The sequence below is a fragment of the Klebsiella terrigena genome (genome assembly GCF_012029655.1).
GTDB classification, from domain to species: Bacteria; Pseudomonadota; Gammaproteobacteria; order Enterobacterales; family Enterobacteriaceae; genus Klebsiella; species Klebsiella terrigena.
In genome coordinates this window covers 3,106,463-3,124,037 of sequence record NZ_CP050508.1, presented here as the reverse complement: position 1 = coordinate 3,124,037, position 17,575 = coordinate 3,106,463, and the positions used below count along the sequence as shown (strand labels likewise).

The following is a 17,575-nucleotide window of genomic DNA, read 5'->3' as shown; positions in this document are numbered from 1 at the left end:
GCCGCGGCCGGCCTGCGGCTGGCCCTCTTTTCCCCTCAGCCATGATCAGCGCTCATGGCTACTATGACAACATTTCGTTTGTCGCCGCCGGTCCCTTTAGATTGAATGGTTATGCAAATATAATGAGAAAGGATTAACCATGCGCCTCACTTCTCCGGTGACCACCCGCTCCAAACTACCCGATGTCGGCACGACCATTTTTAGCGTCATCGGCCAGCTCTCCGCGCAGCATAATGCGATCAACCTTTCTCAGGGCGCGCCCAATTTTGCCTGTGATACCCGGTTGGTTGAGGGGGTGACGCGGGCGATGGCCGAAGGGCATAACCAGTATGCGCCGATGACCGGGCTGCGCGTGCTGAAAGAGCGTATCGCCGAGAAAATCGCCGCGCTCTACGGCACCCGCTACGACGTTGACGACGAAGTGCTGATTACCGCCAGCGCCAGCCAGGGGCTCTACTCGGCCATCGGTGGGCTGGTGCATCCCGGCGATGAGGTTATCTATTTCGAACCGGCGTTCGACAGCTACGGGCCGATCGTGCGCCTGCAGGGCGCCACGCCGGTGGCGATCAAGCTGACGGTGCCCGATTTCGCCATCAACTGGGACGAAGTCGCCGCCGCCATCACGCCGCGGACGCGGATGATCGTTATCAATACGCCGCACAACCCCAGCGGCCAGGTGCTCTCCGCCGACGATTTAGCCCGCCTGGCGGCGCTGACCCGCAATACCGATATCGTTATTTTGTCGGACGAGGTGTATGAGCACGTGGTCTTCGACGGGGCGCAGCACCACGGGATGGCCACCCATCCGCAGCTGGCAGAGCGCAGCGTGATCGTCTCTTCCTTCGGTAAAACCTACCACGTGACCGGCTGGCGGGTAGGCTACTGCGTTGCGCCGGCGGCGCTGATGGAGGAAATCTGCAAGGTGCATCAGTTTCTGATGTTTTCGGCCGATACGCCAATGCAGTACGCGTTTGCTGAGCAGATGACCGACCCGCAATCCTGGCTGGGACTGGCGCCGTTTTATCAGCAAAAGCGCGATCTGCTGCGCCAGCAGCTGGCGGATTCGCCGTTCCGCCTGTTGCCGAGCGCCGGCTCCTTCTTCATGCTGGCGGACTACAGCCATTTCAGCGACGAAAGCGACAGCGAAATGGTGAAGAGGCTGATCGTCGACTACGGCGTCGCCACTATTCCACTGTCGGCGTTTTACGCGGATGGTACTGATAACAAACTGATACGTCTCTCTTTTGCTAAAGATGAAGCCACGTTACGGGCCGGCGCGCAGGCGCTGTGTCACGTTAAGCCGCGTTGAGGAGCCACACGATGAAAATAAAAGCCTTTACCCTCGCTTTGGGGATGATTTGCACCTTCTCTTCGCTCGCCGCCAGCGAATTACGCTACGGCGTGGAAGCGGAATACCCGCCGTTCGAAAGCCGTAATTCGGCCGGGGAGCTGGAAGGCTTCGATATCGATCTGGGGATGGCGATTTGCCAGGCCGCTCAGCTCAAGTGCAGCTGGGTGGAGACCTCGTTTGATGCGCTGATCCCGGGGCTGGTGGCGAAGAAATTCGACGCCATTAACTCGGCGATGAACATTACCGAGCAGCGGCGCAAGAGCATCGACTTTACCCAGCCTATCTACCGCATTCCGTCACAGCTGGTCGGTAAAGCCGACAGCGGTATGCAGGCGACTCCGGAAGGGCTGAAGGGGAAAACCATCGGCGTGCTGCAGGGCTCGATTCAGGAGACCTACGCCAAAGAGCACTGGGAGAAGCACGGCGTCAGCGTGGTCTCCTATAAAGATCAGAATATGGCGTGGGCCGATCTGCTCAACGGGCGCATCGACGCTTCGCTGGTGATGTCCGCCGCCGGGCAGGCCGGTTTCCTCAGCAAGCCGCAGGGCAAAGGTTTTGGCTTTATCGGCAAGCCGGTGGCTGACGATACCATCCTCGGCAGCGGGATTGGCTACGGTCTGCGCAAGGGCGATGAAGCGACGAAAAAACAGCTTGATGCGGCGATTGATAAAGTGCGCGCCGACGGCACCATCACCCGGCTGGCGGCGAAATACTTCCCGGGCATCGACGTGAGCGTCAAATAATGCCTCATTCTCCGCCGGTTTCTCCGGCGGGGAATTAGGTCTGGTCCGGTGGACATATTTTTTTCACGCTTTTTCTGTCGCCAACAATTGGATTATTAATCGTTTTTGTCTAGAGTGAGCGAAATTCACGACGCATCTGTTTGTCGCGTTGCCTCCCAATTGGCACAACAGAAGGACGCTTTCTCAGGCATGAACCGCAGACGTTTTCTTAAATCTTCCATGGCAGTTGCCGCCGTATGCGGAACGTCAGGAGTCGCCTCTCTTTTCTCAAAAGCCGCGCTTGCTGAAGAATCAGGCATTGCCGATGGGCTGACGCGCCGCTTTGACTTCTCCGTGTTACAAGGGATGGCCCACGATCTCTCCCGTCAGCCCTGGGGCGGCGCTCCGCGCGACCTGCCGCCGACGCTGGCGAATCTGACCCCGCAGGCCTATAACAGCATTCAGTACGATGCCGGGCACTCGCTGTGGAACAATATCGAAGATCGCAAGCTGGATATCCAGTTCTTCCACGTCGGCATGGGCTTTCGTCGCCGGGTGCGTATGTTCTCGCTGGATACGCAGAGCCAGCAGGCGCGTGAAATTCACTTCCGCCCGGAGCTGTTTAACTACAACGATGCCGGCGTAGACACCAAACAGCTGGTCGGGCAGACCGACCTCGGCTTCGCCGGGTTCCGCGCCTTCAAAGCGCCGGAGCTGGCGCGTCGCGATATCGTGGCGTTCCTCGGCGCGAGCTACTTCCGCGCGGTGGACAGCACTTACCAGTACGGGCTCTCCGCCCGCGGCCTGGCGGTGGATACCTTTACCGACACGCCGGAAGAGTTCCCGGACTTTACCTCGTTCTGGTTTGAAACCGTCAAGCCGGGCGCCACCATCTTTACCGTCTACGCGCTGCTCGACAGCCCGAGCGTGACCGGCGCCTACAAGTTTGTCATCAACTGCCAGGAGACGCAGGTGATCATGGATGTGGAAAATCACATCTACGCCCGCAAGGACATCAAGCAGCTCGGCATCGCGCCGATGACCAGCATGTTCAGCTGCGGCAACAACGAGCGCCGGACCTGCGATACCATCCACCCGCAAATTCACGACTCCGATCGTCTCGCCATGTGGCGCGGCAACGGCGAGTGGGTGTGTCGTCCGCTGAATAACCCGCAGAAGCTGCAGTTCAACGCCTTCCAGGACAAAAACCCGCGCGGTTTTGGCCTGCTGCAGCTCGACCGCGATTTCTCGCACTATCAGGACATTATGGGCTGGTACAACAAGCGCCCAAGCCTGTGGGTCGAGCCGCGTAACCAGTGGGGCAAGGGCGCGGTCAGCCTGATGGAGATCCCGACCACCGGCGAGACGCTGGATAATATCGTCTGCTTCTGGCAGCCGGAAAAAGCGATCAAGGCGGGGGATGAGCTGGACTTCAGCTACCGCCTCTACTGGAGCGCGCAGCCGCCGGTCCGTTCACCGCTGGCCCGCGTGCTGGCAACCCGCACCGGTATGGGCGGCTTCCCGGAAGGCTGGGCGCCTGGCGAGCACTATCCGGACAAGTGGGCCCGCCGCTTTGCGATTGATTTTGTCGGCGGCGACCTGAAGGCCGCGGCGCCGAGAGGCATCGAGCCGGTGATCACCCTCTCCAGCGGTGAGGCGAAGCAGGTAGAGATCCTCTACGTTGAACCCTTTGACGGCTACCGGATCCTCTTTGACTGGTACCCGACTAACGACTCCACCGACCCGGTAGAGATGCGCATGTTCCTGCGCTGTCAGGGCGATGCGATCAGCGAAACCTGGCTGTATCAGTATTTCCCACCGGCCGCAGACGAGCGTCGCTACGTCGATGACCGGGTGATGAAGTAACCGCCCGGCAGGCCGACCTGGACGAATGCGCCCGGGTCGGCCTGCGCGTAGTGAGAGAGTGCTATGACCACAGAAAATACCCCCGCAGCGGAAGAGATCGTCGTTAACGACGGGCTGGTGCTGCGCGCCGTTGATGAACGCTACGTCACCGTCCTGCACCGGCTGGTGGAAAAAAACCAGCGCTGGCTGCAGAACTCCCTGAGCTGGCCGGCGGCGGTGAGCGGTGAAGATGAAACCCGACGCCACGTGCAGGGCAACGTCATGCTCCATCAGCGCGGCTACGCCAAAATGTTCCTGCTGTTCCTGCAGGATGAAATGGTTGGCGTCCTGTCGTTTAACCAGATTGAACCGATCAACAAAACGGCCTATATCGGCTACTGGATTGACGAAAGCCACCAGGGCCAGGGGCTGCTCTCGCAGGCGCTGCAGGCCTTTATCGACCACTACGCGCGCAGCGGTATCGTTCGCCGCTTTGTGATTAAGTGCCGGGTTGCCAACCACAAAAGTAACCAGGTGGCGCTGCGCAATGGCTTTACCCTCGAAGGCTGCCTGCAGCAGGCGGAGTATCTCAACGGCGCCTATGACGACCAGAATATCTACGGGCGGATTATCGACTATCGCGTCGGCGAGGAGTGATTCACGGTGACAGAAAGCCGGCCAGCGGCGTGCGGGTAATATGGCCCGCGCCGTTGATAAGCTTGCGGCCGCGCAGGTGAATGGCCTCCCCGTTAAGGGCTTCAATCAGCGCGTCATCGGTAATTTCCACCTGATGTTCGATCACCACGTCGCCGCTGATGCGGGCGTGGCCCTGAATTAACACCTCGTCATCCAGCAGGATGGGGCCGCCGCAGAGCCGGGCGTGACCGCCGACCATCACCCGATGTTTAAGCAGACAGTTGCCCTCCACCACGGCATTTTCCGCGACCTGAGAGCTGTAGCGCAGGGTCGGGATGGCATCCTCTTCGCGCCCGGCGATCAGCCGCGCGTGGTCATATACCCGCGCATTATCGCAAACCCAGACGTCGTTAATCTCGTTGCCCTCCAGCCGGGCGTGGTCAAAAATCTCCGCCCGATGCTCAACGAAGGCCCGCTCGACAAAGGCGTCGCCGTAAATTTGCGCCTGATGGACGATCCGCGAGGCGCTGACCGTAGCCCGCTGGTAAATTTGCAGGATTTTGTCGCCGTCGTCGGTAAGACCCTGGGCGGCGATAACCAGGCAGCGAGGGAGGATCTGCGCCTCGTCGGCCAGCCGACAGCGGCCGCGCACCTGCGAATCGATAACGGTGACGTTGTCACTAATATGGGCGTGGTGGCTGACGTCGGCGCGCTCCAGCCGGGCGTTGCCGCCGATAATCGCGTAATGGCTGACGGTGCAGGTGCCGCTGAGCCGCGCGTTGCCTTCAACCCGCGCCCCGGCGAAAACGGCGCTGTTGGCATCGTCAATCCAGCACTCACCCTCCTGGCTCAGGGCGGCCTCGTCGTCCAGCCAGCCGCCTTCGCTGCCCGCTTTGACGTCGGCGAAATCACGTAAGGCCACAATTTGCCGCAGATTTACGCTATGTTTAACCCCGTCCTCGTGATAGTGAAACTGGCGAACCTGCGCGCCCAGGCAATATTTGTTCATCTGCGGCTCCCTTTACTTTTGGTTAACATAAACATAGCAAAAATCTCCGTAGCGCGTTTTTGAAGGTTCTTTTAAAATGCACCTTAAAGATAAATTGAAAAATTAAATAAAATGAATAAACAACAGTCGGGGCAACGGGTGCTGAATCTACCCGCGGGCTATTTTGGCATGGTGCTGGGCATTATCGGTATGGGCTTTGCCTGGCGCTATGCCAGCACCATTTGGCCGGTAAGCCGCCGCGTTGGCGATGGCCTGGTGGTGCTGGCGGCCACGATATGGGCGCTGCTGGCCATCGCGTTTATCACCCGCGCGATCCGCTTTCCGTGGAGCGTTCGCCAGGAGATGCGCCACCCGGTTGCCGGCAGCTTCGTCAGCCTGTTTCCGGCAACCACCATGCTGGTCTCCATCGGCTTCGTGCCGTGGTGTCGTCCGCTCTCGCTGGGCCTGTTTATCATCGGCGTGGCGCTGCAGCTCGCCTATTCGGCCTGGCAAAGCGCCGGGCTGTGGCGCGGCAATCACCCCAGCGACGCGACGACGCCGGGTCTCTATCTGCCGACGGTCGCCAATAACTTCATCAGTGCCATGGCCTGCGGCGCGCTGGGCTTTAACGATGCCGGACTGGTGTTCCTTGGCGCCGGGATTTTCTCCTGGCTGAGCCTGGAGCCGGTTATTCTGCAGCGGCTGCGCAGCGACGGCGAGCTGCCTGCCGCGCTGCGCACCTCGCTGGGCATTCAGCTGGCGCCCGCGCTGGTGGCCTGCAGCGCCTGGCTGAGCGTCAACGGCGGGGAGGCGGACACCTTCGCTAAGCTGCTGTTCGGCTACGGCCTGCTGCAGCTGCTGTTTATGCTGCGGCTGATGCCGTGGTATCTGCAGCAGCCGTTCAACGCCTCATTCTGGAGCTTCTCGTTCGGCATCTCGGCGCTGGCGACGACCGGGCTGCATCTTGGCCATAGCCAGCCGAACGGTTTTTTCCACTTTTTGGCGATCCCGCTGTTCGTCTTTACCAATCTGATTATCGGGCTGCTGTTGATTCGCACTTTCCTGCTGCTGGTGCGCGGTAAGCTGCTGATCCGCGTCGAGCGCGCCACTCTGTTAAAAAATAAGGATTAAGCATGACTATCCGTGACGAAAACTACTTTACTGAAAAATATGGTATGACCCGCACCCACTCCGAAGTGGTCCACGCCGCGACGCTGATGCAGCCGGGCAAAACCCTCGATCTCGGCTGCGGAAACGGGCGCAACAGCCTCTATCTGGCGGCCAACGGCTATGACGTTACCGCCTGGGATAAAAATCCGGCGAGCATCGATAATCTGGAGTCGATTCGCGCGCAGGAGGGGATTGCTAACCTGCAGTCGGCAATCAAGGACCTCAATACGCTGAGCTTTGACGGGGAGTACGATTTTATTCTCTCCACCGTGGTGATGATGTTTCTCGAAGCGAAAACCATCCCCGGCCTTATCGCCAACATGCAGCGCTGCACTAAACCGGGCGGCTATAACCTGATCGTGGCGGCGATGGATACCGAAGACTATCCGTGCACCGTTGGCTTCCCGTTTGCCTTTAAGCCGGAAGAGCTGCGTAGCTACTACGCCGGCTGGACGTTCCTCAAGTACAACGAAGAGGTCGGTGAGCTGCACCGCACCGACGCCAACGGTCATCGTATCAAGCTGCGCTTCGCCACCATGCTGGCGCGTAAGGCGGACTAGCGCGCCGCCAGCAGGCAGAGCGCGAACGCGGTGTGGTAAGAGGCCTCAAAGGCGCGCAGCGGCAGAAACTCGAACTTTGAGTGGAAGTTATGCGCGCCGGTAAAGAAGTTTGGCGTCAGCAGGCCTTTTGCCGATAGCGCCGCGCCGTCGGTGCCGCCGCGCATTGGCGTCGGTTTGGGCGTAATCCCAAGGCTCTCCATCGCGGTAAACAGCAGGTCGATGGCCCGGCGGTCCTCGCCGATCGCGTTGCTGATATTGCTGTAGGTATCGCTCACCTGATAGTCAACTTTTGCCGTTGGGTAGCGCGCGGCGATTTTAGCCGCCACCTCGCCAATCTGCTGCTTGCGGCGGTTAAAGCCGTCGAGGTCGAAATCGCGAATGCTGGCCTGCAGCAGGGTGCTGCTCTGGTCCCCCTGAATGCCGTTAAACCACACGTAGCCTTCGCGTCCGGCGGTGTGTTCGGGGGTCTGCTGGCGATCGAAGTGGCTGATGTACTCGGTGGCCATCAGCAGGGGGTTGACCAGCACGCCCTTCGCCGACATCGGATGCGCGGTGACGCCGGTAAAGCGGATTTCCGCCGCCGCGGCGTTGAAGTTCTCATAGACAATCTCCCCCAGCTCGCAGCAGTCGATGGTCCACGCGAAATCGACGGCGAAACGGCTCAGGTCGAGCGCCTTCGCGCCGCGCAGGCCGACTTCCTCATCCGGGACAAAGGCCACCACGATATCGCCGTGGCGATGCTCCGGGGTCAGGCTTTCCAGCACCGTCATCACCACCGTCACCGCCGACTTATTATCGGCCCCCAGTACGCTGGTGCCGTCGCTGAAAATAATCTCCTCTCCGGGATAGGCGAGGATCTCCGGGTGTTCGGCAACCCGTAGCCAGATCTCTTTTTGCGCATTCAGGCACAGGTCTTCACCATTAAAGCGCAGGATCTGCGGGTGGATGTCCGGCGATAGCCCGACGTCGACGGTATCGATATGGGTGATAAAGCCGATCCGCGGCGCCCCGGGAACGTTGCCTCTCTTCACCGCGGTGACGGTCGCATGCTCGTCAATTTCGATATCGTCCAGTCCCAGCTGACGCAGCTCCTGCGCCAGTTCGCGCGCCATCTCGTGCTGCCCTGGGGTGGTTGGCAGCGTGGTGGCGCGAGGGTCGCTTTGGCTGCTAATCGCGAGATAGCGGAAGAAGCGCTGGGTGAGCCGTTCGGCGAGTGGAGATGACATAGACGTTCCTTATTTATTATTTTTTCAGGTGTTTGCAATCAGGCTTTAGTGTTATGTATGGATAAGAAAACAACAAGCTATTCATTAGCTGACAAATTAAAAAGGAAACCTGATGCAACGCAAACTCACAACGCTTGCCCTGGCATTCGCCGCTCTGACGGTCAGTTCCACCGTTGCGGGCAAAACGCTGGTTTACTGCTCCGAAGGATCGCCGGAGAACTTCAATCCTCAACTCTACACCTCCGGTACCAGCGTCGATGCCAGCGCGGTTCCGGTCTATAACCGGCTGGTGGACTTTAAGGTTGGCACCACCGAGCTGCAGCCGAGCCTCGCCGAAAGCTGGGAGGTCAGCGAGGATGGTAAAACCTACACCTTCCATTTGCGCAAGGGCGTGAAGTTTCAAAGCAACAAGTACTTTACCCCCACGCGGGATTTTAATGCCGATGACGTTATCTTCTCCTTTATGCGGCAAAAGGATCCGCAGCATCCTTACCACAACGTCTCCAACGGCAACTATTCCAATTTCGAAAGCCTCGAATTTGGTCAGCTGATCACCGCAATTGATAAGCCTGATGAATATACGGTGCGCTTTACCTTAGCCCATCCGGAAGCGCCGTTTGTCGCCGATCTCGGCTGGTATTTCGCCTCGATTCTGTCGGCGGAGTACGCGGATGCGATGCTTAAAGCGGGAACCCCTGAGCGCGTCGACAACGATCCGATCGGCACCGGGCCGTTTAAGCTCGCCCAGTACCAAAAAGATTCGCGCATTCTTTATACTGCCTTCCCGGAATATTGGCAGGGCAAGGCGAAGCTTGACCGCCTGATATTTAGCATCACCCCGGACGCGTCGGTGCGTTATGCCAAACTGGAAAAGAACGAGTGCCAGGTTATGCCGTTCCCTAACCCGGCGGATTTGCCGAGAATGAAGGAAAATAACAATATTAATTTGCTCAGTAAGGCGGGTCTGAATACCGGATTTCTGGCGTTCAATACCCAAAAGCCGCCGCTGAATAATGTCAAAGTGCGCCAGGCGCTGGCGCTGGCGATTAATAAACCGGCAATCATCGAAGCCGTATTCCACGGCACCGGGACGGCGGCGAAAAATCTGCTGCCGCCGGGGGTCTGGAGCGCGGACGCCGAGCTGAAAGATTATGACTATGACCCGCAGAAGGCGAAGGCGCTGCTGCAGGAAGCGGGGATGGCCAACGGCATGACCATCGACCTGTGGGCGATGCCGGTCCAGCGCCCGTATAACCCCAACGCTAAGCGCATGGCGGAGATGATTCAGGCGGACTGGGCGAAAATTGGCGTACAGACCAAAATCACGACCTACGAGTGGGGTGAATACCTCAAGCGCGTCAAAGACGGCGAGCATCAGGCGGCCCTGATGGGCTGGACGACCGCAACCGGCGATCCGGATAACTTCTTCGGCCCGCTGTTTACCTGCCAGTCGGCCAACGGCGGCTCCAACTCGGCGAAGTGGTGCTATCCGCCGTTCGATAAGCTGATTAGCGAGGCGAAAGCGATAAGCGATCGTCCGCAGCGCGAGGCGCTCTACATACAGGCCCAGCAGATGATGCACGATCAAATGCCGGCGGTCATGATTGCCCACTCGACTATTTTTGAACCGGTGCGTAAAGATGTCTCCGGCTACGAGATTGACCCGTTTGGCAAGCATATTTTTTATCAGGTTGATATAAAATAAAGCGCTTATCTCAATCCGCCCACCGTGGCGGATTTATTTTTCTCAGCCTCTGGCATTTCACCCTTTTTGTCACAACACTTATTCTGCTATTTTGCTATAAACCTTGCCGACAACTGCATTTACAGGGATTCATCATGCGTACTCATTTTATATTTAAAGCTGCCGCTCTTGCTGGTCTGTTAGCCTTAACCGGCTGTGCGGCTAAAATTGCCCAACCCGATCGGTATTCAGGGTTTTTAAAAGATTATTCCAAATTAAAAGAGACCACCTCGGCGTCCGGTAAACCGGAACTGCGCTGGATCTCCCCGGATTACAATCCGAAAAACTACGATAACGTGGTCTACAACCCAATCACCTATTACCCGATCCCGAAACCCTCCACCCAGGTTGGGGCCAAAGCGCTGAGCGATATCCTTAACTACACCAATAAGCAGATGAAGCAGGCGATTGCCGAGCGTAAACCGCTGGCGACCACTGCAGGCCCGCGCAGCCTGATCTTCCGCGGCGCGATCACCGGCGTGGACTCCAGCAAAGAGGGTCTGCAGTTCTATGAAGTGGTGCCGGTGGCGATGGTGGTTGCGGGGACCGAAATGGCAACCGGGCACCGTACGATGGATACCAGCCTCTACTTTGAAGGGGAGCTGATTGATGCTGCCACCAACAAGCCGGTGATCAAAGTGGTGCGTAAAGGTGAGGGGAAAAACCTGGCCAACGAAAATACGCCGATGACCATTGATACCCTGAAGCAGGTTATCGACGACATGGCTATCGACGCGGTGAAATTCGACTCGACGCAGAGATAAGCCCGCCGCGCCGTCCGCCGACGGCGCGAACCATCGTCTTCCCGGCGGTATCGCGCCGCCGGGAAGCGCGGATAGCGACCGCCGTTTACGCCAGCCTGCGGCGCAGGAAAAACTGCTCCGGCCGGGCGAACATCACCAGATTACCCACCAGAATCAACGCCAGTCCGGCGATGGCATTGCCGTGCCAGACGTAGCCTTCATAAAAGGTCGAGATGGTCAGCGCAACCAGCGGGAACAGCAGGGTGCTATAGGCCGCCTTGCTGGCGCCGATTCGCCCGACCAGCGTGAAGTAGGCGCCGAAGGCGATAACGGAACCGAAGAGGGCCAGATAGAGCAGCGCGCCCATGTAGCTCAGCGTCCACTGGGGCGAAAAATCATCGCCGCGTATCAGGGCGATGGCACCCATCACCAGAGTTCCGTAGAGCATCGCCCAGCTGTTGGTGGTCAGCGTTTCCAGACCCCGGCGCTGGTGGCGGATACTGAGCATATTCCCCAGCGAAAAGCCGTAGGTTCCCAGCGCGCTAAGGCCAATGCCCCACAGCAGCGAGGCGTTCAGGCCGTTTTGCAGCAGATCGTCCCAGAACAGCGTCACGATCCCGGCGAGGCCCAGCGCGGCGGCGAGCCAGAAACGACCCGGCGGCTGCTGGCGGAAGAAAATAAAGCCGTTGATGGCGTTAAACAGCACCGCCATAGAAAAAATCACCGATTCCAGCCCGGTGTTGATATGCGCCGCTGCGGTGTAAAAGCACCAGAAATTAAAGCAGAACACGCAGCAGCCCTGCAGGACGCAGAACAGATGATCGCGCCACGCCAGCGGGCGCAGGCGGCGGGTAACCAGCAGGATCGCCAGCATGGTGAGGCTGGCAACGGCGAAGCGCCAAAAAATCGATACCGGCGCGGCGACCGGCCCCTGCTGTAGAAAGATGGCAATCCACGTGGTGCCCCAGATAACGACGACCAGCCCATAGAGTAATGCGTTCAAAATATCTCTCCCGTAAGAACACTCCCGGGCAGTGTGGCCGCTTTTGGCCCGCGCCGCTGTCACCATCTTGTTGCTGACTTGCAAATTCTTGCGCTTATTTTGCTTCAGGAGACCGCGAGGTCTGGTATCCGCCGTCGACTCTTCATAGACTACGGGTTTGCGGAATCTGATTTGTGAAGGCTATGGCTTACGGGACTTTCGAAACATTACGTCAACAAAAAGCCGTACTGCGGGAAACGGTTGAGCTGAACTCCGGCATTCAGCTGGCGGCGTGGTACAACAACCTCGATACGGTGACGGTACGTAGCGACCACCATACGCTGAGCCTGTACGTTGCCGACGGTTACGAAAGCTATCAGAAAACGCCGCAGGGCTGGAAAAACGGCGGCGGGCCGGATCGTTTCTGCCTGATGCCAAAGGGGGCGGAGAGTACCTGGGATATCCGCGGCGACCTCTCTTTTGTCCACCTTTACTGCACCGATGCGCATCTGCGACGCGTCGGGGAACAGGTCTGGGACCGCAGCCCGGCCTCGTTTAGCCTGCAGGAACAGACCTTTTCCCGGGATGATAAAATCACCGCGGTCTATCGTCAGTTTCTCCTCGACTACGACTGGCAGCAGCAGGCCAACCAGCTGACCCTGAGCTCCGCCAGCACGCTGCTGCTGACCCACCTTATCCAGCACTATTCGAACGTCCAGTGGCGCCTGCCAACGGTTACCGGCGGCCTGGCGCCGCACGTTCTGCGCACGCTTTTGGCGTGGATTGAAGAGAACCTTGACCAGCCGCTGACGCTGGCCGACCTGGCCCAGGAAACGGCGCTCAGCGAATATCACTTCGCGCGCATGTTCCGCCAGTCGATGAAAATGGCGCCGCATCAGTACGTCATGCAGCGGCGCATGCTCCGCGCGCAGGAGCTTATCTGCCACAGCGCTCGTTCGCTGACCGATATCGCCCTGGCCTGCGGCTTCAGCTCCGCCAGCCATTTCAGCAACCGCGTCAAAGGCGCCACCGGCCTGACGCCGTCGCAGCTACGCGCGGCGCAGCGCTGACAGCAGAGCGTAGCTCACCCCGCCCAGTAGCAGCCCCCAGAAGGCGGAACCAATGCCCGCCAGCGTCACCCCGCTGGCGGTGACCAGAAAGGCCACCACCGCCGCATCGCGTTCGCTCTCATGATTCAGCGCCTGAAACAGGCTCCCGCCGAGGGTGCCCAGCAGCGCCAGCCCGGCGAGCATCTGGATCCATGCAACCGGCAGGGCCGACATCAGTGCGGTAATCGAACCGCCAAAAATGCCCGCCAGAAGATAAAAACCGCCGGCCGCCGCCGCCGCAAGCCAGCGGCGCTGAGGGTCGGGATGGGCGTCAGGACTTTGACAGATCGCGGCGGTGATCGCGGCAATACAGATGGAGTAAACGCCAAACGGCGACAGCAGCAGCGCCAGGCCGCCGGTCGCCACGATAAGCGGCGACACCGGCACCGGATAGCCGGAGGCCTGCAGCGTGGCGAAGCCGGGGGCGTTTTGCGACGCCATGGTGACGAGGAAAAACGGCAGCCCGACGCTGAGCAGCAGAGAGGGGGTAAACTGCGGTGCGATAAAGGCCGGCGCAACGAAAGAGAGGCTGAGGTGTTCACCGCTCACCTCGCCGCTGGCCCAGGCGATGGCGGCCCCCACCAGCAGGGCGGCCACGACCGCGAAGCGCGGGAGCAGGGCCTTGCAGATAAGCCAGGCGCCGAGCATGCCGCCGCAGAGGAGCAGATTACCCTGCAGGCTGGAGAAGGCCTGCAGGCCAAAACGCAGCAATATCCCGGCCAGCATCGCCGCCGCCAGCGAGTGGGGCACGATCTTCATCAGGCGGGCAAACAGGCCGGTCACCCCGCAGATCACGATAAGGGCGTTGGCGAAAACAAACACCCCGACCGCCTGCTCCAGCGTTACGCCCTGCAGCCCGCTGACCAGCAGCGCCGCGCCGGGAGTGGACCACGCGGTGAGGATCGGCACCTTACGCCACAGGGTCAGCGCGAGGGTGCTGACCCCCATGCCCAAACCCAGCGCCGTCATCCAGCCGGCGATTTGTCCGGCATCCGCCCCCGCGGCGGCGGCGGCTTGCCAGATAATGGCCGCAGAGCTGGCGTAGCCAACCAGCACCGCGATAAAGCCGGCGAGCAGCGTCGGCAGCGGTAGGGAGAACGAGCGCATGGTAACCTCTTGTGCGTTATAACATCCGGTGAAATGTATCACTGTGCGTTATAGCGCACAAGTGCGGCGATCTGTTCCGCCTGCCGCTGCAGAAATGTGATCGCTATCGACTCCCGGCGGCGATAGCAGATTGCTCTATGTTGCCAGCAGCTAATTTCATCCGCTTCTCAGGATTGTGCGATATGTTTCCGGTAACCAATCAGCAGTTTGGCGTGGGCTCACGGGAGTACCGCCGGCGCTTTTCGCAATTAAACGCCCTGTAGAATCATATTAATACGCGTATAATTTCTGCTGAGAAAATCAGGAGGTGGAATGAATATTGCGCAACATCTTGCGGCAACCCTGAAAACGCTGCGCCAACAGCGCGGCTGGAGCCTGTCGCGTCTGGCGGAGGAGACCGGGGTGTCGAAGGCGATGCTCGGGCAGATTGAGCGCAACGAATCCAGCCCGACCGTGGCGACGCTGTGGAAAATTGCCACCGGGCTGAACGTGGCCTTCTCGACGTTTATCGTCGCCGATGACGACGACGCGCCGGCCGCCTTCGACCCGCAGCAGCAGGCGATGGTGGTGACGCCGGTTTTCCCGTGGGATCCGCAGCTGCGCTTTGACCATTTTTCTATCACCCTCGCTCCCGGCGCGCTCAGCGAGTCAACGCCGCATGAAAAAGGGGTGATCGAGCACGTGGTGGTAATAAGCGGAGCGCTGGAGCTGTGCCTTGAGGGGCAGTGGCAGACCCTGCAGGCGGGGGAAGGGCGGCGCTTTGCCGGCGACCTGGCGCATGCCTATCGCAACAGCGGCGCGCAGACGGCCCATTTTCATTCGCTCATTCACTACCCCAAAGAAAAAGCCGCCGGGGGTTAGCCGGCGGCCAATCAAGATGACTGATAAAAACAATCCACAACGTGACGAGGAAAATCCGGAATACGCGGTGACTTTACCCTGCGCCGTTTTCGCTGGGAAATAGCTTTTCCTTCAATGCTTTGCCAGAATCTGAAAATTCACCCCGCGGCGGCGGCGGAAATTGTTTTGGTCTCTGCCCACTTCTGACTACAATAGCCGCCATTTCGCCCCCTATAACGGATAACGACGATCGTATGCGCCTGCAAAACCATCATCTTGAACTTCTTAGCCCTGCCCGCGATGCCGGGATCGCCCGTGAAGCTATTTTACACGGTGCGGACGCGGTTTATATCGGCGGACCGGGCTTTGGCGCGCGCCACAATGCCAGCAACAGCCTCAGCGATATCGCCGAACTGGTGCCTTTCGCCCATCGCTACGGTGCGAAGATTTTTGTGACGCTGAATACCATCCTGCATGATGATGAGCTTGAGCCCGCGCAGCGCCTGATTACCGACCTGTATGAAACCGGCGTTGATGCGCTGATCGTGCAGGATATGGGGGTGATGCAGCTGGATATCCCGCCGATTGAGCTGCATGCTAGCACCCAGTGCGATATCCGTAGCGTTGAAAAAGCGAAGTTTCTTTCCGACGTCGGCTTCAGCCAGATAGTGCTGGCGCGCGAGCTGGATCTGCAGCAGATCAAGGCCATCTACGAACACACCGACGCGACGATTGAGTTCTTTATTCACGGCGCGCTGTGCGTCGCCTACTCCGGGCAGTGCAATATCTCCCACGCGCAGACCGGCCGCAGCGCCAACCGCGGCGACTGCTCTCAGGCGTGCCGCCTGCCGTATACCCTGAAAGATGACCAGGGCCGGGTCGTGGCCTATGAGAAACACCTCCTGTCGATGAAAGACAACGATCAGACCGCCAACCTGGCCCAGCTGATCGACGCCGGCGTGCGCTCCTTCAAGATTGAGGGCCGCTACAAAGACATGAGCTACGTGAAGAACATTACCGCCCACTATCGTCAGATGCTGGACGCAATCATTGAAGACCGGGGCGATCTTGCGCGCTCCTCTGCCGGACGTACCGAGCATTTCTTCGTGCCGTCCACGGATAAAACCTTCCATCGCGGCAGCACCGACTACTTCGTTAACGCGCGTAAAGGGGATATCGGCGCGTTCGATTCGCCGAAGTTTATCGGCCTGCCGGTGGGCGAAGTGCTGAAGGTGGGCAAGGACCATCTTGACGTTGAGGTGAGCGAAGCGCTGACCAACGGCGATGGTCTGAACGTGATGATCAAGCGCGAAATTGTCGGTTTTCGCGCCAATACGGTAGAGAAAACCGGTGAAAACCGCTACCGCGTATGGCCAAACGAAATGCCGGCAGATCTCTATAAGGCGCGCCCGCATCAGGCGCTGAACCGCAACCTCGACCACAACTGGCAGCAGGCGCTGCAAAAGACCTCCAGCGAGCGGCGGATTGCGGTAGATATCACCCTCAGCGGCTGGCAGGAACAGCTGGTGCTGACGATGACCTGCGAGGATGGCGTCAGCGTGACCCACACCCTCGACGGTGAGTTTGCCGAAGCGACCCAGGCCGATAAGGCGCTGGCCAACCTGCGCGACGGGGTGGCGAAATTAGGCCAGACCATCTATTTCGCCCGCAACGTTGAGATAGCGCTGCCCGGTGCGCTGTTTGTGCCCAACGGCCTGCTCAATCAGCTGCGTCGTGAAACGGTAGAGCGTCTCGATCGGGCGCGCCTGGACGCCGTGCCTCGCGGCCAGCGCAAGCCGGTGTCCGTGCCGCCGCCGGTCTATCCGGAAACCCATCTCTCGTTCCTGGCGAACGTCTATAACCACAAGGCGCGCGAGTTTTATCAGCGCTACGGCGTGAAGCTGATTGATGCCGCCTATGAAGCGCACGAAGAGAAAGGCGACGTGCCGGTGATGATCACCAAGCACTGCCTGCGCTTTGCCTTTAACCTGTGTCCGAAACAGGCTAAAGGTTCGATTAAGAGCTGGAAAGCTACGCCGATGCAGCTGATCCACGGCGACGAGGTGCTGACGCTGAAGTTTGACTGCCGTCCCTGCGAAATGCACGTGGTGGGCAAAATGAAGAACCATATTCTGAAAATGCCGCTTCCGGGGAGCATCGTTGCCTCCGTCAGCCCGGACGAGCTGCTGAAAACCTTGCCCAAACGCAAAGGCGCCTGATCGACGCCGGGATTAGCTGCGGGAATAGGTTTTAGCCCGGCGGGCGTTCTGCCAGCGGTGCTGTTCGCGCAGGTTCGACGCCGCATCGTCGTACTGGCTGCGTAATTCGTCGCAATCGGCCTCGTGCAGCAGCCGCTGTTCGAGGCTGGGGACCGGGAAGTAGTCGTGTCCCTGCTGACGGGCCAGCAGGTGGCCGGAAAAGAGCGCACACAGCAGCAGCAGCGTCGCAACGCATCTCCTGATCATATCCTGTTCCGTATGGGGGCGAGTGCAGCCACTATGCCTGCTGGTTGTTGAGCTTTTTTCTACGCCAGTCAAAGAAGGGAAAAGGCT

The 17,575-nt window shown here is 59.4% G+C and carries 16 protein-coding genes; 11 read left to right on the top strand and 5 right to left on the bottom strand.

The annotated features are described in order from the left end of the window. The first annotated feature begins 139 nt into the window (after positions 1–139). The 4 genes from HCK03_RS14715 (at position 140) to rimL (ending at position 4,575) form a co-directional block, all read left to right on the top strand. Positions 140–1,309 carry a pyridoxal phosphate-dependent aminotransferase gene (locus tag HCK03_RS14715; protein ID WP_076948051.1) on the top strand — a complete coding sequence of 390 codons (1,170 nt, stop codon included), beginning with the start codon at positions 140–142 and terminating at the stop codon, positions 1,307–1,309. Between the two features lie 11 nt (positions 1,310–1,320). After that, a complete protein-coding gene (locus HCK03_RS14710; protein ID WP_041145332.1) occupies positions 1,321–2,094 on the top strand; it encodes a transporter substrate-binding domain-containing protein in 774 nt (257 codons plus the stop codon). Positions 2,095–2,283: 189 nt separating this feature from the next. Continuing rightward, the gene (locus HCK03_RS14705; protein ID WP_167691809.1) at positions 2,284–3,939 is read left to right on the top strand and encodes a glucan biosynthesis protein D; all 1,656 of its coding nucleotides are present in this window, start codon (positions 2,284–2,286) and stop codon (positions 3,937–3,939) included. 63 nt (positions 3,940–4,002) lie between these two features. After that, entirely contained in the window at positions 4,003–4,575 is a 573-nt protein-coding gene (gene rimL / locus HCK03_RS14700; RefSeq protein WP_134525806.1) for a 50S ribosomal protein L7/L12-serine acetyltransferase, read from the top strand. Between the two features lies 1 nt (position 4,576). Here the strand turns inward: rimL and ydcK are convergent, their stop codons facing one another. After that, positions 4,577–5,563: a YdcK family protein gene (gene ydcK / locus HCK03_RS14695; protein WP_167691808.1), complete on the bottom strand. Its 987-nt coding sequence runs from the start codon at positions 5,561–5,563 to the stop codon at positions 4,577–4,579. Between the two features lie 111 nt (positions 5,564–5,674). Here ydcK and tehA point away from each other — a divergent pair, with 111 nt between their 5' ends. Both tehA and tehB read left to right on the top strand, forming a co-directional pair. Next, a complete protein-coding gene (tehA, locus tag HCK03_RS14690; protein ID WP_041145336.1) occupies positions 5,675–6,673 on the top strand; it encodes a dicarboxylate transporter/tellurite-resistance protein TehA in 999 nt (332 codons plus the stop codon). Between the two features lie 2 nt (positions 6,674–6,675). After that, positions 6,676–7,272 (top strand): tellurite resistance methyltransferase TehB, encoded by a 597-nt coding sequence (gene tehB, locus HCK03_RS14685; protein WP_148249812.1) that lies wholly within the window; start codon positions 6,676–6,678, stop codon positions 7,270–7,272. On the opposite strand, the gene pepT is transcribed toward tehB, so the two are convergent. Continuing rightward, entirely contained in the window at positions 7,269–8,498 is a 1,230-nt protein-coding gene (pepT, locus tag HCK03_RS14680; RefSeq protein WP_041145338.1) for a peptidase T, read from the bottom strand. The two genes, tehB and pepT, sit on opposite strands and share 4 nt — an antisense overlap. A 112-nt stretch (positions 8,499–8,610) precedes the next feature. Between pepT and HCK03_RS14675 the strand changes: the two genes are divergently transcribed. Both HCK03_RS14675 and HCK03_RS14670 read left to right on the top strand, forming a co-directional pair. Then, positions 8,611–10,203, top strand: a complete 1,593-nt coding sequence (locus HCK03_RS14675) for an ABC transporter substrate-binding protein (protein WP_167691807.1) — start codon at positions 8,611–8,613, stop codon at positions 10,201–10,203. 134 nt (positions 10,204–10,337) lie between these two features. After that, positions 10,338–11,006: a DUF3313 domain-containing protein gene (locus HCK03_RS14670; RefSeq protein WP_141334527.1), complete on the top strand. Its 669-nt coding sequence runs from the start codon at positions 10,338–10,340 to the stop codon at positions 11,004–11,006. Positions 11,007–11,091: 85 nt separating this feature from the next. Here HCK03_RS14670 and HCK03_RS14665 read toward each other — a convergent pair whose 3' ends face one another. Then, complete coding sequence (locus HCK03_RS14665; protein WP_041145341.1) at positions 11,092–11,988, bottom strand: DMT family transporter; 897 nt, start codon at positions 11,986–11,988, stop codon at positions 11,092–11,094. 182 nt (positions 11,989–12,170) lie between these two features. Between HCK03_RS14665 and HCK03_RS14660 the strand changes: the two genes are divergently transcribed. Beyond that, positions 12,171–13,037 (top strand): helix-turn-helix domain-containing protein, encoded by an 867-nt coding sequence (locus HCK03_RS14660; RefSeq protein ID WP_115192875.1) that lies wholly within the window; start codon positions 12,171–12,173, stop codon positions 13,035–13,037. On the opposite strand, the gene HCK03_RS14655 is transcribed toward HCK03_RS14660, so the two are convergent. Beyond that, the gene (locus tag HCK03_RS14655; RefSeq protein ID WP_167691806.1) at positions 13,017–14,183 is read right to left on the bottom strand and encodes a benzoate/H(+) symporter BenE family transporter; all 1,167 of its coding nucleotides are present in this window, start codon (positions 14,181–14,183) and stop codon (positions 13,017–13,019) included. The two genes, HCK03_RS14660 and HCK03_RS14655, sit on opposite strands and share 21 nt — an antisense overlap. 312 nt (positions 14,184–14,495) lie before the next feature. Here HCK03_RS14655 and HCK03_RS14650 point away from each other — a divergent pair, with 312 nt between their 5' ends. Next, positions 14,496–15,044 carry a helix-turn-helix domain-containing protein gene (locus HCK03_RS14650; protein WP_115192873.1) on the top strand — a complete coding sequence of 183 codons (549 nt, stop codon included), beginning with the start codon at positions 14,496–14,498 and terminating at the stop codon, positions 15,042–15,044. A 233-nt stretch (positions 15,045–15,277) separates the two neighbouring features. Continuing rightward, positions 15,278–17,242, top strand: a complete 1,965-nt coding sequence (locus tag HCK03_RS14645; protein WP_041145345.1) for a peptidase U32 family protein — start codon at positions 15,278–15,280, stop codon at positions 17,240–17,242. A 12-nt stretch (positions 17,243–17,254) separates the two neighbouring features. Here the strand turns inward: HCK03_RS14645 and HCK03_RS14640 are convergent, their stop codons facing one another. After that, positions 17,255–17,488 carry a DUF2554 family protein gene (locus HCK03_RS14640; protein ID WP_041145346.1) on the bottom strand — a complete coding sequence of 78 codons (234 nt, stop codon included), beginning with the start codon at positions 17,486–17,488 and terminating at the stop codon, positions 17,255–17,257. Positions 17,489–17,575 lie beyond the last annotated feature (87 nt).

Excerpts from the sequence above, each read along its gene's own strand:
- HCK03_RS14715 (WP_076948051.1), top strand. The coding sequence starts at position 140 with ATGCGCCTCACTTCTCCGGTGACCACCCGCTCCAAACTACCCGATGTC.
- HCK03_RS14710 (WP_041145332.1), top strand. The coding sequence starts at position 1,321 with ATGAAAATAAAAGCCTTTACCCTCGCTTTGGGGATGATTTGCACCTTC.
- HCK03_RS14705 (WP_167691809.1), top strand. The coding sequence starts at position 2,284 with ATGAACCGCAGACGTTTTCTTAAATCTTCCATGGCAGTTGCCGCCGTA.
- rimL (WP_134525806.1), top strand. The coding sequence starts at position 4,003 with ATGACCACAGAAAATACCCCCGCAGCGGAAGAGATCGTCGTTAACGAC.
- ydcK (WP_167691808.1), bottom strand. The coding sequence starts at position 5,563 with ATGAACAAATATTGCCTGGGCGCGCAGGTTCGCCAGTTTCACTATCAC.
- tehA (WP_041145336.1), top strand. The coding sequence starts at position 5,675 with ATGAATAAACAACAGTCGGGGCAACGGGTGCTGAATCTACCCGCGGGC.
- tehB (WP_148249812.1), top strand. The coding sequence starts at position 6,676 with ATGACTATCCGTGACGAAAACTACTTTACTGAAAAATATGGTATGACC.
- pepT (WP_041145338.1), bottom strand. The coding sequence starts at position 8,498 with ATGTCATCTCCACTCGCCGAACGGCTCACCCAGCGCTTCTTCCGCTAT.
- HCK03_RS14675 (WP_167691807.1), top strand. The coding sequence starts at position 8,611 with ATGCAACGCAAACTCACAACGCTTGCCCTGGCATTCGCCGCTCTGACG.
- HCK03_RS14670 (WP_141334527.1), top strand. The coding sequence starts at position 10,338 with ATGCGTACTCATTTTATATTTAAAGCTGCCGCTCTTGCTGGTCTGTTA.
- HCK03_RS14660 (WP_115192875.1), top strand. The coding sequence starts at position 12,171 with ATGGCTTACGGGACTTTCGAAACATTACGTCAACAAAAAGCCGTACTG.
- HCK03_RS14655 (WP_167691806.1), bottom strand. The coding sequence starts at position 14,183 with ATGCGCTCGTTCTCCCTACCGCTGCCGACGCTGCTCGCCGGCTTTATC.
- HCK03_RS14650 (WP_115192873.1), top strand. The coding sequence starts at position 14,496 with ATGAATATTGCGCAACATCTTGCGGCAACCCTGAAAACGCTGCGCCAA.
- HCK03_RS14645 (WP_041145345.1), top strand. The coding sequence starts at position 15,278 with ATGCGCCTGCAAAACCATCATCTTGAACTTCTTAGCCCTGCCCGCGAT.
- HCK03_RS14640 (WP_041145346.1), bottom strand. The coding sequence starts at position 17,488 with ATGATCAGGAGATGCGTTGCGACGCTGCTGCTGCTGTGTGCGCTCTTT.